Source organism: Bradyrhizobium sp. USDA 223 (assembly GCF_044909005.1).
Classification (GTDB): domain Bacteria; phylum Pseudomonadota; class Alphaproteobacteria; order Rhizobiales; family Xanthobacteraceae; genus Bradyrhizobium; species Bradyrhizobium yuanmingense.
This window is the reverse complement of sequence record NZ_JBIYDR010000001.1, coordinates 1,256,829-1,269,810: the sequence shown is the minus strand read 5'-3', so window position 1 is coordinate 1,269,810 and position 12,982 is coordinate 1,256,829. Positions and strand designations below refer to the sequence as shown.

General features: G+C 66.2%; 10 protein-coding genes. 5 read left to right on the top strand and 5 right to left on the bottom strand.

Features of this window, described 5'->3' with window-relative positions:
• Positions 1-246: 246 nt before the first annotated feature.
• From ABIA40_RS05500 to ABIA40_RS05490, 3 genes are all read left to right on the top strand, one after another.
• The gene (locus ABIA40_RS05500; protein WP_036015597.1) at positions 247-927 is read left to right on the top strand and encodes a response regulator transcription factor; all 681 of its coding nucleotides are present in this window, start codon (positions 247-249) and stop codon (positions 925-927) included.
• Entirely contained in the window at positions 924-2,288 is a 1,365-nt protein-coding gene (locus ABIA40_RS05495) for a cell wall metabolism sensor histidine kinase WalK (protein ID WP_275511904.1), read from the top strand. The genes ABIA40_RS05500 and ABIA40_RS05495 overlap by 4 nt, the downstream gene beginning before the upstream one ends.
• A 192-nt stretch (positions 2,289-2,480) precedes the next feature.
• Complete coding sequence (locus ABIA40_RS05490; protein ID WP_271540550.1) at positions 2,481-2,750, top strand: hypothetical protein; 270 nt, start codon at positions 2,481-2,483, stop codon at positions 2,748-2,750.
• Positions 2,751-2,806: 56 nt separating this feature from the next.
• Here the strand turns inward: ABIA40_RS05490 and ABIA40_RS05485 are convergent, their stop codons facing one another.
• The 3 genes from ABIA40_RS05485 to ABIA40_RS05475 form a co-directional block, all read right to left on the bottom strand.
• The gene (locus tag ABIA40_RS05485; RefSeq protein WP_271540552.1) at positions 2,807-3,160 is read right to left on the bottom strand and encodes a hypothetical protein; all 354 of its coding nucleotides are present in this window, start codon (positions 3,158-3,160) and stop codon (positions 2,807-2,809) included.
• 257 nt (positions 3,161-3,417) lie between these two features.
• On the bottom strand, positions 3,418-4,011 hold the full coding sequence (locus ABIA40_RS05480) for a DUF2147 domain-containing protein (RefSeq protein ID WP_157280838.1): 594 nt from the start codon (positions 4,009-4,011) through the stop codon (positions 3,418-3,420).
• Positions 4,012-4,184: 173 nt separating this feature from the next.
• The gene (locus ABIA40_RS05475) at positions 4,185-5,213 is read right to left on the bottom strand and encodes an NAD(P)/FAD-dependent oxidoreductase (RefSeq protein ID WP_271540555.1); all 1,029 of its coding nucleotides are present in this window, start codon (positions 5,211-5,213) and stop codon (positions 4,185-4,187) included.
• Positions 5,214-5,395: 182 nt separating this feature from the next.
• Here ABIA40_RS05475 and ABIA40_RS05470 point away from each other — a divergent pair, with 182 nt between their 5' ends.
• Positions 5,396-5,863, top strand: coding sequence for a thioesterase family protein (locus ABIA40_RS05470; protein WP_225114188.1), 468 nt, complete (start codon positions 5,396-5,398; stop codon positions 5,861-5,863).
• A 28-nt stretch (positions 5,864-5,891) separates the two neighbouring features.
• Here ABIA40_RS05470 and ABIA40_RS05465 read toward each other — a convergent pair whose 3' ends face one another.
• Both ABIA40_RS05465 and ABIA40_RS05460 read right to left on the bottom strand, forming a co-directional pair.
• Positions 5,892-6,212: a 2Fe-2S iron-sulfur cluster-binding protein gene (locus tag ABIA40_RS05465; protein WP_008143731.1), complete on the bottom strand. Its 321-nt coding sequence runs from the start codon at positions 6,210-6,212 to the stop codon at positions 5,892-5,894.
• 165 nt (positions 6,213-6,377) lie between these two features.
• The gene (locus ABIA40_RS05460) at positions 6,378-6,752 is read right to left on the bottom strand and encodes an Hpt domain-containing protein (protein ID WP_271540558.1); all 375 of its coding nucleotides are present in this window, start codon (positions 6,750-6,752) and stop codon (positions 6,378-6,380) included.
• A 396-nt stretch (positions 6,753-7,148) separates the two neighbouring features.
• Between ABIA40_RS05460 and ABIA40_RS05455 the strand changes: the two genes are divergently transcribed.
• Entirely contained in the window at positions 7,149-12,851 is a 5,703-nt protein-coding gene (locus ABIA40_RS05455; RefSeq protein ID WP_404539683.1) for a negative regulator of septation ring formation, read from the top strand.
• The last annotated feature ends 131 nt before the right edge of the window (positions 12,852-12,982 follow it).

Sequence of the window (12,982 nt, the reverse complement as noted above, 5' to 3'; positions counted from 1 at the left end):
TCCCAGGGCCATGTCTGGCGCTGGCAGGCACGCCCGCCGGATCAACATTGCCCCAACTTGCACCACCGCGATCACGCCCTCAAAAACGTGACGAGCCGTGCCCGCGAGCTCACTCGGTCCTGCCTTTTATTCGCCAAGCTCGCCGCCTTTATGGGAACCCTCGCGCACGAGCCGAAGCGCCAGACTTCGGCCAGGGAGCGTCACGGTCAGGGTTTTGTTGCCCCAGCAGAGTCAAGGACGACCCGCGTGCGCTCCCTCGTGATCGAAGACGAACCACAGATCGGCGCCTATGTCAGCCGGCTGCTCGGGCAATTGCACGGCATCGTCGACCTCGTCGGCTCGATCGCCGATGCCCGCCAGGCACTGAACAATTTCAAGTATGATCTGGCGATCGTCGACCGGATGCTACCCGACGGAGATGCGCTCCAGGTGGTCACGGCGCTGAGCCAATCGGCGGAGCGGCCCGCAATCATCATGCTGACGTCCAAGGACGCCAAGGAGGATGTCGTCGAAGGGCTCAACGGCGGGGCCGACGATTATCTCGGCAAGCCGTTCGAGCCGCAGGAGCTGCTTGCGCGCGTGCGCGCGGTGCTGCGCCGGCCTCGGCTGCTGGCCCCATCGGTGCTGTCGCTCGGCAACGTCGAGCTGCACCTCGGCAGCAACGAGGCGGTAGTCGCCGACACCAGGATCCTGCTGCGCCGGCGCGAGGCGCTGATCCTGGGGGCGCTGCTGATGCGGCGCGACCGCGTCATCACCCGCGCCGCCCTGATCGAGGAGATCTACGGCTTCGACGACGAGATCGAGTCCAACACGCTCGAGGCGCAGGTCTCGCGCTTGCGCAAGAAACTGGCCGAACTCGGCGGCGACGTCGAGATCCGCAGCATGCGGGGCATCGGCTACATCCTGCGGCTGGCAACGCCGCGATGAAGTCAATCGCCCGAACCTTTGCGTTCTCGCTCGGTATCGCCGCCACCACGATCTTCCTGATCATGCTTGGCCTCTTCATATGGCGTTACCCGACGGAGGAGCGCGAGTTCAGGGCATGCCAGGTCGTAGCGGCCGTTCTCGATCGCGCGACGGTGATCGAAGGGCAAAGTCTGATAATACGCTCGACTCCTGCGCTCGAGGAATTGAAGCTGGACAGCCCAAACCTCTGGTACGTGGTGTCCGCGGGCGACCTGCTCAGCGAGTACGGCAGCGAACACCGGCCTCCCCTTCCCTTCGTGCTGCCCTACCACGGGCCCATCGGCTCGTCCGTTTTCAGCACGCTCGACCAGAAGAGCACCTTCTGTCTTTCCGCCGTGCAACGGGGCCCGTTGCGGCTCGCGATGATGGTCGGCGAGCCTCAGGTTCGCTTTGGCCGGATTGCAAGGACTTTTCTCCTCCGCAGGGTCTTTTCGATCGCCCTGGTGGCGCTGGCCTTTGCCGCGACCGTCGCCATCGGTTCAGCGCTTGCCGCACGTTTCGTCTCTCGCAGCATCGAGCGGGTGGCGCGTCGCGCGCTCGCGATCGACCCCTCGGCGCCGCAAGGTTTGATATCGCTGTCCGAGGTCCCTCGCGAGTTGAAGCCGCTGGTCGAGGCGCTGAACCGCGCTTTCGGCGAGATCGACGCCTATATCAGGATGCAGCGCCGCTTCCTCGGCAATGCCGCCCATCAGCTTCGCACGCCGCTGACGCTGCTGCGCGCCAAGATCGAGGACGTGCCCGAGCCGGCCCTGAAGGCCGAGCTGGTGCGCGACGTCCGCCGGCTGACCTCGCTGGTCTCCGCGATGCTGGACCTGGCGCGATTGCAAAATCATGCGATCGAGAAGCGGCCGATCGATCTTGCCCAAATCACGCTGGACGTGCTGGCCGATTTCAGCCCGTCGGCGCTGGACGCCGGCATCGAGCTTGCGCTGGAGCACGATGGAAGAGGTCCCTTCGTGGTGCAGGGCGTAGACGCTGCGATCCGAAGTGCACTTGCCAATCTCGTCGGCAATGCGCTCATCCACGCCCATGGCGCGCGGCGCATCGTCGCCACGATCGGCTGCGATGGCGTGGCTATTCACGATGATGGGGCGGGCCTGCCCGATGGCGCCGAACACAGGCTGACCGAGCCGTTTCAGACCGGCAACGCCGCAGGTGCAGGCGCCGGTCTCGGCCTGTCGATCGTCCGCGAGATCATGGCGGCGCATGGCGGGGAGTTGGTCGTCGCTTCCGCGCCCGGCTACGGCACGACGATGCGCCTGCGCTTTGCCGCGGCCGCCGCGCTGGCGAGATCTGCGCAGTTCGATCTGCAAGAGCATTGAGCGGGCGCATCGGCGCTTTTCGCGAAACCGTCCGGAAACATTGGCGCGGAAAACGTCTTCCGCGTTTCGTCCCTTCGCATCACGCAATCAATATCTGCGCCGAAGACAACGGGAATGTTCCCGCCCGGGCGAACCTGTTCCGCCATCGCGGCGACCAAACCTCCGATTGACATCTTCCACGGAGATTTTCCAATGCGTGTTCTCTCGATGATTGCCGTTGCCGGCGCCATGATTGCGAGCTCTGCCGCCGCGTTCGCCAGCGAGCTTCCCTCCTACGAAGTGACGTCGTTTCCGATCACGACAACGCAAGTGCAGGTGCTCGGCGGCGCCGGCGTCCAGGAGCAGTCTGCGAGCCCCGCGATGATCGTCGCCGCCATGCCGGCCTCGCCCGTGCAGGTCGCCGTGCTGTCGCCGCGGATCAAGCAGCTCGCGAGCGCGGATTCGAACAACCAGGCGCGCTAAGCCTGGCGTTGTCGTTCCGGCTCGGCGCTCCGCGCCGGCCGGAATGGCACGCGCGTCTACGTCATGCTGCCCGGCATGAAGCAGCGCACGCGCGGATGGCCGTCGATATAGTGCTTCCACACCATGGTGCGGCCGATCTTGTTCGGCACGGTGATCACGGCGCCGTCGGGCACCACGACCCACTCGTCGTCGATGCGCACGCGGTAGCGACCGCGATCGGACTCCCAATCGACGTCGGCGATGACGTAGCCGTCGGCATCCGAGCAGCATTGCCCGAACTCGCTACGCAGACTCTCGAACCAGGGTTTCAGGGGCGAGTTGGCGAAGCGGCCGTCGTCGCGCGCCAGCGCCGAATGCGTCACAACCGCCAGCCCCAGCAGCACGGCGGCACACTGTCTTGCAGGTTTCATGTGGTCTCCGCGGTCGAAGTGATCACCGCGGGGCAAACGCTGCCGTCCGCCTTCCGCATGGTGCGCGGCAGGCGTGGAGACGGCGACTCGCTCCCCCAGCAGCTTTGCCGACAGCTATGCAAATCCGGCGCCAGCGCGCATTCCGGGGAACTACTGGAGGGCGCCCGAGGCACGTTCGTCCTTCGGCGAAGGTGCCCGCACAGGCTGGAGACCCTGCGCTAGGGCCTTTGAGACCGCGCGGCGCGCGGCTTGCGCCTTTACTGCTTTGCCGGCGCCATCATCGCGCCGCCCTTCTTCGCCGCGGGCGCCGGTTGCTTGGCGGCTGCAGCCTGCGCGGGCAAGTATTTTGCGACGATGGCCGGATCGACCTGCGCGATGTTGGCATCAGGCAGGCGCGTCCAGGTCTCGTCCTTGCCGAGCAGCGCGATGCCGAGATAGCCGCGCAACGTCAGGGTCTGACCGTCGGGGCTGACCCGCATGTTGGCCTTCCAGATCTGGCCGTCGCGCGGATTGAGCACGTTGCCGCCCTCGTACTTCAATCCTTCGCGCTTCATGTCGCGGACGAAGGAAATGCCGAGCACCCGAGCGTTCTTGCGATCGTCGGTGCACTTGGAGCAGACCTCATTCGGGTCGTCGGTTGGCCGCGGGAAGGTCTTGGCGATCACGCCTTCGAAGACGCCGTTGCGATCGACGAAGAGGAACCATCCGACCGTCCTGCCGTCTTCGACCTTCTGCCAGAGGCCCGCCGCCGTGGGCTCGGCGGTCTGCGCCGCGCACGGCGTCACGATCGCGAGCGACAATGCGAGCGCCAGGAAGGAGAGCAGCCGAAAGCTGGAAACGAGAGTCCGCATTATGATCACCTTGCTGAGCCAATCACCTTTGCTGAGCCAAGACTTCGCAGAGCCAAACTGTGCTAAGCCAAAAACCTGGCCAAGCCTATGACCGGAATGGCCGTAGACTACGGCGATTTCACGAACGGTTCCAGCACCAGAAACATGGGGCATCGCCGCCCCGAACGCTTCCGTCAGTTGACACCGAGCTTCTTTTGCAGGCTGGAGGACGAGGTCGTGTACTGGAACACGAGCCGCTTCTCCGGATAGACATAACGATGGGCTTTTTGCGACATCAGCGCGCCCTCGTGGAAGCCGCACAGGATCAACTTGATCTTGCCGGGATAGGTGTTGATGTCGCCGATCGCGAAGATGCCCGGCACATTGGTCTCGAACGCGGACGTCTCGACCGGCACCAGATTGTTCTCCAGCGCGATGCCCCAATTCGCGACCGGGCCGAGCTTCATGGTCAGCCCGAAGAACGGCAGCATGGTGTCGCAGGCGATTTCGGTGACGCTGTTGTCGTTGCCCTTGACGGTCGCGCCGGTGAGCTTTCCGTCAGCCCCGGAGAGCGCGGTGACCTGGCCGAGCCGCAGATCCATCTTGCCGCCGGCAACCAGCGCGCGCATCTGCTCGACACTATGGGGCGCGGCGCGAAACTCGTCGCGCCGATGCAGCAGCGTGATGCGCTTCGCAATCGGATGCAGATTGAGCGTCCAGTCGAGCGCGGAATCACCGCCGCCGACGATCAGCACGCTCTTGTCGCGGAACGTCTCCATCTTGCGCACGGCGTAATGCACCGAGGTGCCTTCATAGGCCTCGATACCCGGTACCGGCGGGCGCTTGGGCTGGAACGAGCCGCCGCCGGCCGCGATCACCACCACCTTGCATTCGAACACCTTGCCGGCATCCGTGGTGCAGCGAAACAAGGGATCGCCGATCTTCTCCACGGTCTCGATCATCTCGCCAAGATGGAAGGTCGGATGAAACGGCTTGATCTGCTCCATCAGCGCGTCGGTCAGCCCCTGCCCCGAAACCTGGGGAATGCCGGGAATGTCGTAAATCGGCTTTTCCGGATAGAGCTCGGCACACTGGCCGCCGACCTTGTCGAGGATGTCGACGAAATGCGCCTTCATGTCGAGAAGGCCGAGCTCGAAGGCGGCGAACAGACCACAGGGCCCGGCCCCAATAATCAGCACATCGGTTTTGATCACGTCGCTCATGTCGTCTCTTTATCGATCGTTATCGGTTGGACGGCGCCCGTTGGGCAGAGGTGACCCTGCCTGTCTAGCCAACGGGGATGGAACAGGAAAGGCATAAAAGCGGGATCGCCCCGCCGCCGCGCCCACTTGCCGGGCCAAAATAACTGGGCTGTAACGAGGATGGATATGACGGAGATCAATCGGTGAACGCGCCAGCCCGCCTCGACACGACCCCGCGCCTTGAGGACTTTCCGTTTCGCCTCAGCGACAACGTCCGGTTCGGCGACCTAGACCCGAACCAGCACGTCAACAACGCGGTCTATGCCACATATTTCGAGACCGGCCGTGTCACGCTGATGAAGCTTCCCGAATACGGGCTGACCCCGCCGGGGCTCGCCTGGATCATGGTGCGGCTCGACATGCATTTTCGCGCCGAGCTGCACTGGCCCGGCTCGATCGAGCTCGGCCTCGGCGTGGTCAAGCTCGGGCGAACGTCGGTGACATTCGAGCAGGTCGTGTTCTCGAACGGCACGTGCATTGCGTCGGCGACGTCGGTCGGCGTCCTGCTCGACGAGGCGACGCGGCGACCGGCGCCGCTGACCGCAGAGGTGATCGAGAAGCTCAGACCCTGGCACAAGCGCGGCATCGAGGTCGCGCCGCCGAGCACCTAGTCGACTTGGACAGTCTGCTTGGAGACGATCAGGCCTGGCGCTCGGGCGTCGCCACGACGAGGCCGTCGAGCTCGTCGGAGACCTTGATTTGGCAAGACAGGCGCGAATTCGGGCGCACGTCGAAGCCGAAGTCGAGCATGTCCTCTTCCATCGGCGTCGGGCTGCCGACCTTCTCGCGCCAGGCTTCGTCGACATAGACATGGCAGGTTGCGCAGGCGCAGGCGCCGCCGCATTCGGCCTCGATGCCGGGAATGCTGTTGCGGATCGCAGCTTCCATCACGGTTGCGCCGTTCTCGATTTCCACCGTGCGGGTTTCGCCCTTGTGGTCGACAAAGTGAATCTTGGCCATGTGTGCTCGTGCTGCCGCGGTGCTTTGAATGAAGGAGGGTCCCGGCTGTCCTATAACGGGTCGGTCAGCCCGGCGCCATAGCGTTTTGAAGCCAAATGATTCCCGCTTTGCGGGAAGAAAACGCGTCAAAACAAGCGACTAGAGCCCGGCTCCGATCGTATCGGCTCAACGCTTCAGCATCGCCGCGATGGCAGCGCGGGCCTCGGCCACCGACTCTTTCAGCGCGGCGAAGGCGTAGGGCCGGCCATGGCCGGTCCGGATCGCAGTCTCCAGGCTGGCAGCGGCATCAGCGACCGCAAAGGCGCCGATCCCGCGCGCCGAACCCTTGAGCTTGTGCGCAAGCGTGCCGGTCTCGGCCGGCAATGCCGTCATCGCCGCGAGCAGGCGGGCCGCCTGCTCCGCGAACATGGCCAGCACTTCCTGCTCCAGCTCAGCGTCGCCGAGCGTCATTCGGGAGAGGTGATCGAGGTCGAGCGGGCTGTCGATGGGCGCAAGCGGGGGCGAAGGCATCCAGTCCATCCCTTGCAGTTCAGGCGTCATGGCGCAGGCCCCGGCTTCGCGCGACGGCCGCCGGTCCGGCGGTCAGATTCCCCTCACCCAAGCATGGAAATGGTTAACGAAATGTTTGGGGGATTTGACGCAGATCCGCCGGTTTATTGACGAAAAGTTGCCGCAATTGGCCGAGTCCGGTTGAGAATTGCGTTGATTGCTAAGGCGTTACGGCGCGATCCTGTTAACGATGATTAAGAATGTCTTAATCGCGGGCATTTCATTCGCGACGCTCTGCCAATAGGATGTTGCAGAAATTGGCGGACAAGCCGTCCGGGTGGGGACGGCTCGGAGATCCGCGCAAGCGGCATGATCCGGTCTGTGGGCTTGCGCCGCGCGCAGGGCTCGCGGGGGGACGCGTACAAGTAACGAGGGCTCGGACTGAACATGGCGAACACTCCGAAAAAGGTCAAAGACCCTACAGAAGTTGCGCTTTCTGCAATCCAGGAAGCTCTGAACATCAGCGACACCGCGGCCGATACCAGCCGCAACGCCGCAATGCGCAACGAAGCGGCGCCCCCGGTGCCGCCGGCCGCGCCTCCGGTCTTCGACGAGCCGAGCTTCGAGCCGCGCCCCGCCGCCAACGAGCGCTCGACCGTGTTCGACCCGGTCGAGGAGCCGCGCGCCGCGCGCCGCGCTGCCAACGACGATCGCGAGACCATCGGCCAGTTGCTCCAGGCGCTGCAGAAGGGCCGCCCTGCGCGCAGCGTCTACACCTTCGCCACCATCTTCGCCGGCATCTGGCTCGCCGCCTGCGCCGCGTTGACCGTCGGCTTCCTGCCCTCGATCCAGGCCGCGATGGGCCAGAGCGGCGGCGTGCTCGTGATCGCCGGCCTCGTCGCGATGTTCTTCGCGCCAGTCATGCTGTTCTACTTCCTCGCGAGCCTCGTCTGGCGCGGCCAGGAAATGCGCATGATCGCGCAGGCGATGGCGCAGGTCGCGATCCGCTTCTCCGAGCCGGAAGGCTCGGCCTCCGATTCCATGGTCACCGTCGGCCAGGCCATCCGCCGCGAGGTCGCGGCGATGGGCGACGGCATCGAGCGTGCGATCGCGCGCGCCGGTGAGCTCGAGACGCTGGTCGCCAACGAGGTCGCCGCGCTCGAACGCGCCTATTCCGACAACGAGGTGCGCATCCGCGCTTTGCTCCAGGACATCGCGCATCAGCGCGACAACCTGGTCGGCCAGGCCGAGCAGGTTCGCAGCGCCATTTCCGGCGTGCAGATCGACCTGCGCCACGACATCGCGCTGATCTCGGACGCGATCGCCTCCCGCGTCGACGAAGTGGCCAAGTCGATCACCGGCGCTCTGGAAGAGCGCGGCGCCCACATCACTCAGGCGCTGAGCAATGCCGGCGACAACATGATCCTGGCGCTCGGCGAGCGCGGCGGCGACCTGCTCGACCGTCTCGAGGAGGCCAGCAACGAGACCACGCGCGCCGTGCTCGACGCCAGCGAGCGGCTGACCACCAGCCTCAACTTCAAGACCGGCCACGTCCACGACGAATTCGTCGACCTCGCCGACCGCGTCCACGAGATGCTGAACGAGCGCATCGACCGCATCACCGGCGAGTTCGAGCAGCGTTCCGCCGCGATCGTCGACGGCATCTCCGAGCGCACCGAGCAGGTGCACGATTCCTTGAAGAACTCGTCGGACTCCCTGCTGCTCGAGCTCGAGCTGCGGTCCAACGACATCTCCGCCAAGATCGACGACGCCGGCAACCGCCTCGCCGGCCAGATCATGACGAGCGGTGACAAGGCCAGCGAGGCGCTCGACGCCACCGTCAACGCCCTGGTCGCCAAGGTCGTCAGCCAGACCGAGACCGCGCACGATTCGCTGTCGCTGCAGATGAGCGCGTTCGACGAGCTGGTGCGGAACCAGGGCACCGAGCTGGTCGAGAAGTTCGCCCGCGACTCCGGCACGCTGGGCGCGCTGATCACCCGCCACATCTCCGAATTCGACCGCACCGTGAAGACCTTTGGCGGCGAGATCGTCGAGCGCATGGGCCAGCGCACGCAGGATATCGCCGAAACGCTGAAGACCTATGTCGACGATTTCGACACCCGCTTCACCTCGAACGGCGGCCAGATCACGGCGGTGCTCGACCAGCGCCTCGCGCAGTTCGAGACCACGATCGGCGAACGTGTCGGCAATATCGATGCCTCGCTGAACGGCAAGATCGCCAGCCTCGACGGCACCATCCAAGGCCACATCAGGACCTTCGACGAGCAGCTCGTCGGCCGCGTCGCCGCGCTCGAGCTGTCGTTCGACAGCCGCGCGAAGTCGATGACCGAGACCATCGACGGACGCATCAACACGCTGGCGAACTCGCTGACCGACGGTGCCGCGCAGGCGATCCAGTCGATCGACTCCCGCCTCACCTACCTCACGACGACGCTCACTGGCGGCGCAACGCAGGCCATCGAAACCATCGATGCGCGCCTCAACCACCTCACGAGCTCGCTGACCGACGGTGCATCGCAGACCATCCAGACGATCGATACCCGCCTGACGCATCTCACGACGACGCTCAGCGGCGGCGCGACGCAGGCGCTCGAATCCATCGATTCCCGCCTCACCTACCTGACCACCGCGGTAACGAACGGCGCCTCGCAGGCGGTGCAGTCGATCGATACGCGGCTGACCCTCCTCACCTCGACCCTCACCGACGGCACCGCGCAGGCGATCGAGGCGGTCGATCGCCGCATTACCGGGGTTGCCGAGATCATCGACGGCCGCAGCACCCATCTGACCGACACGGTCACCGCGCGTTTCCAGGAGATCCAGCAGGCCATCGAGACCAAGGTCGGCTCGGTCGCCAGCGACATCGACGTGCGCGTGGCACAGTTCGAAGACCTGCTCGGCTCGCGCGTCGAGGCCGTCGCCGGCCGCATCGAAAGCAGCGGACGCCAGGCCAGCGAGGACATGATGTCCCGCGCCGAGATGATCTCGACCGCGATCCGCTCGCATGTCGAGGACGCCGAGCGCTCGCTCACCAACCTCGTCGTCAACACCAGCGAGACCATCCAGACCGGCGCGCGCACCGCCCAGCAGTCGCTGCTGACGGTCTCCTCCGATGTCAACGCCCAGCTCAAGATGACCTCTGCCGAGGTCGAGCAGGCGCTGACCGCAGTCGGCACCGGTGCGGCGAACTCGATCCTGACCAGCGCGCGCGAAGCGCAGTCGACGCTGGTTGCGGCCTCGGGCGAAGCCTCCAACCAGATCAAGGGGCTGGCGGCCGACGTCGAGCGCACGCTGTCGGCGGCGGGCTCCGCCACTGCGGCCTCGATTCTGGCCGGCGCCCGCGAGGTGCAGACCACGCTGGTCACGGCGTCCTCGGATGCGGCGAGCCAGGTCAAGACGCTCACCGCCGACGTGCAGCGCTCGCTGTCGATGGCCGGCACCGCCACGGCGGAGTCGATCACCGCCGGCGCCCGCGATGCGCAGAGCACGCTGATCGCGGCCTCGACCGAGACCGCAAACCAGATCAAGGCGCTGTCCTCGGACGTGCAGCGCTCGCTGACGATGGCGGGCACCTCGACGGCCGAGACCATCATGAGCGGCGCCCGCGAGGCTCAGAGCACGCTGGTGACGGCGTCCTCGGACGCGGCGAGCCAGGTCAAGTCGCTCGCGGCCGAAGTGCATCGCTCGCTCTCGCAGGTCGGCCAGACCACCGCCGAGACGATCACCACCAGCGCCCGCGACGCCCAGAGCACCCTTCTTGCTGTCTCCGCAGAACAAACCAGCCAGGTCCGTTCGCTCGCGGCCGAGATGCAGCGCGCGCTGGCGACCGCCGGCGGCGCCACCATCGAGGCGCTGACCAGCGGCGTGCGCGAGGCCCAGGGTACGCTGATCTCCGCCTCGACCGATGCGGCGGGCCAGATCAAGTCGCTGACGGCGGACATCGAGCGCACGCTGACCGCGGTCGGCGCCGACACCGCTTCGACCATCCTCAACAGCGCGCGTGAAGCCCAGATCTCGCTGACCTCGACCTCGGCCGATGCCGCGAGCCAGATCCGCACGATCTCGACCGAGATCGAGCGCACGCTGAGCGCGGCCACCGCCAACGCGACCAACGACATCCAGACCAGCGCGCTCAACGCCCAGAACGCGCTGATCTCCGCCTCCAACGAGGCGAGCTCGCGCGTCAAGTCGAGCTCGGCCGACGTCGAGCGCTCGGTGCTCGCCGCCAGCTCCAGCTTCGGCCAGGCCATGACCGGCAAGACCGACGAGATCGTCACCTACGTGCAGCAGCAGGCCGACCGCCTGTCGAACATGATCGACGCCAAGCGCGGCGCACTGGTCGACGCGATCGGCTCGAAGACCAGCCAGCTCACGCTCGACATCGACCGCGTCACCTCCGACGCGCTGAAGTCGATCGAGACGCGCGGCCAGGCCTTCTCGCAGACCATGATGGGCAACGGCTCGGAAGTCGCCCGCACCATCAACGCGGCGAGCGAGGTCGCCACCAGCGCCGTCGGGAAGTCGCTCAAGGACCTCGAGCAGGCCTCGCGCTCCGCAATCGACCAGTCGCGCCAGGTCTCGATCGCGGCCGTCACGGAGATGCAGGAGACCAGCAAGATCCTGCGCACCGACACGGTCGCCCTGTTCGAGCGCCTGCGCGAAGGCAACATCCTGCTCCAGGAGGTGCTGACCGGTGCGCACGACAACCTCAACTCGCTCGAGCGGGCGCTGGTGACCCGCGTCGCCGACTTCGTCTCGGCAATGAACGACGTCACCTCGCGCAACGGCGCGGCGACGCAGAACCTGGAAGAGCAGCTCAACGTCTTCAACAGCAAGACCACGAAGGCGCTGCAGGATCTCGGCGAGCTGTCGACCCAGTTCGACAAGCATGGCCAAGCGCTGGTCGAGGCCGCGCAGGTCGTCGAGCAGAGCAACAAGAACACCACTGCCTCGCTCGCCGAACGCAAGCAGGCACTGGAATCGCTCGTCACAACGATCGACCTGCGCACGGCCGATCTCGACCAGCGGCTGTCGCGCTTCACCGGCCTGCTCGATGAATCGCTTGCCGCGGCCGAAGAGCGCGCCCGCGACATTGCCCGCGTCGTCGCCGAGACCGCCGGCGCAGGCTCGGCCGCGATCACCCGCCAGTTCGAGGCGGTGCGCGCGGCGTCTGAAGAGGAGCACCGGCAGACCATCGAGGCCATGCACGACATCTACCGCCAGACCACGGACGAGGCGGATACGATGTTCAAGCAGTCGACCGAGAAGTTCACCAACCTCGTCGCCAGCATGAAGCAGATGGCTCTCGAGATGCACAACGAGCTCGAAGCCACCCGCAACGAGCTGCGCCGCGGCGTACTCGAGATGCCGCAGGAGGCCGCCGAGAGCACGGCGCAGATGCGCAAGGTGATCGTCGACCAGATCGAGGCGCTTGCCGAGCTCAACCGCATCGTGGCCCAGCACGGCCGCGGGCTCGACGTCACCACGGCGGGCCGCGCCACCGTGCAGCGCCAGGAAGAGCCGGTGCTGGCCGCCGTCGGCGGCCGCGCTCCCGAGACCCGCATGCGCGACATCGGCAGCGCCTCGACGCTGCCGCCGCCGGACCTCGGCATGCCGGCCGCGCGTCGCACCGAAGCGCCGCCGGTCGCACCCGGTGGCAACGACCAGGGCCGTGACGGCTGGCTGTCGGACCTGCTCAACCGCACCGACGCCAACCAGGGCGCGCCGGCCGGCCAGGCTCCGCGTGGCCGCGCGGCACCCGTGCCGCAGCCGCAGGCGCCGCAGGCCAGCAGCAATCCGCTGGAATCGCTGTCGCTCGACATCGGCCGGCTGATGGACCGCAACCTCGCCACCGAGATGTGGGACCGCTACCAGCGCGGCGAGAACAAGGCCTTCACCAAGCGCCTGTACACGCCCGCCGGCCAGAAGGCCTTCGACGAGGTCGCCCGCAAGTACCGCGCCGACCGCAACTTCAAGGGCACGGTCGACCGCTACGTCGCCGAGTTCGAGCGCCTGCTCGACGAAGTCGCCCGCGACGGCCGCGGCCCGCAGGAGCTGCGCAGCCACCTGATCTCGGAGACGGGCCTGGTGTACACCCTGCTCGCGCACGCGGCGGGCCGGCTGGGGTGAGCGGAAGCTCGCCGATTACGAATTGCGAATAGCGAATGAAAACGGAGCCCTCGCGGGCTCCGTTTTTGTTTGGGATCGATCCGTGAGGAACGCTGTATACGCTACTCGCTACTCGCCACTCCCCATTCGCG

What these genes read in the sequence shown, in the direction of transcription:
- ABIA40_RS05495 (WP_275511904.1), top strand. Translation starts at nt 924, where the DNA reads ATGAAGTCAATCGCCCGAACCTTTGCGTTCTCGCTCGGTATCGCCGCC.
- ABIA40_RS05490 (WP_271540550.1), top strand. Translation starts at nt 2,481, where the DNA reads ATGCGTGTTCTCTCGATGATTGCCGTTGCCGGCGCCATGATTGCGAGC.
- ABIA40_RS05485 (WP_271540552.1), bottom strand. Translation starts at nt 3,160, where the DNA reads ATGAAACCTGCAAGACAGTGTGCCGCCGTGCTGCTGGGGCTGGCGGTT.
- ABIA40_RS05480 (WP_157280838.1), bottom strand. Translation starts at nt 4,011, where the DNA reads ATGCGGACTCTCGTTTCCAGCTTTCGGCTGCTCTCCTTCCTGGCGCTC.
- ABIA40_RS05475 (WP_271540555.1), bottom strand. Translation starts at nt 5,213, where the DNA reads ATGAGCGACGTGATCAAAACCGATGTGCTGATTATTGGGGCCGGGCCC.
- ABIA40_RS05465 (WP_008143731.1), bottom strand. Translation starts at nt 6,212, where the DNA reads ATGGCCAAGATTCACTTTGTCGACCACAAGGGCGAAACCCGCACGGTG.
- ABIA40_RS05460 (WP_271540558.1), bottom strand. Translation starts at nt 6,752, where the DNA reads ATGACGCCTGAACTGCAAGGGATGGACTGGATGCCTTCGCCCCCGCTT.
- ABIA40_RS05455 (WP_404539683.1), top strand. Translation starts at nt 7,149, where the DNA reads ATGGCGAACACTCCGAAAAAGGTCAAAGACCCTACAGAAGTTGCGCTT.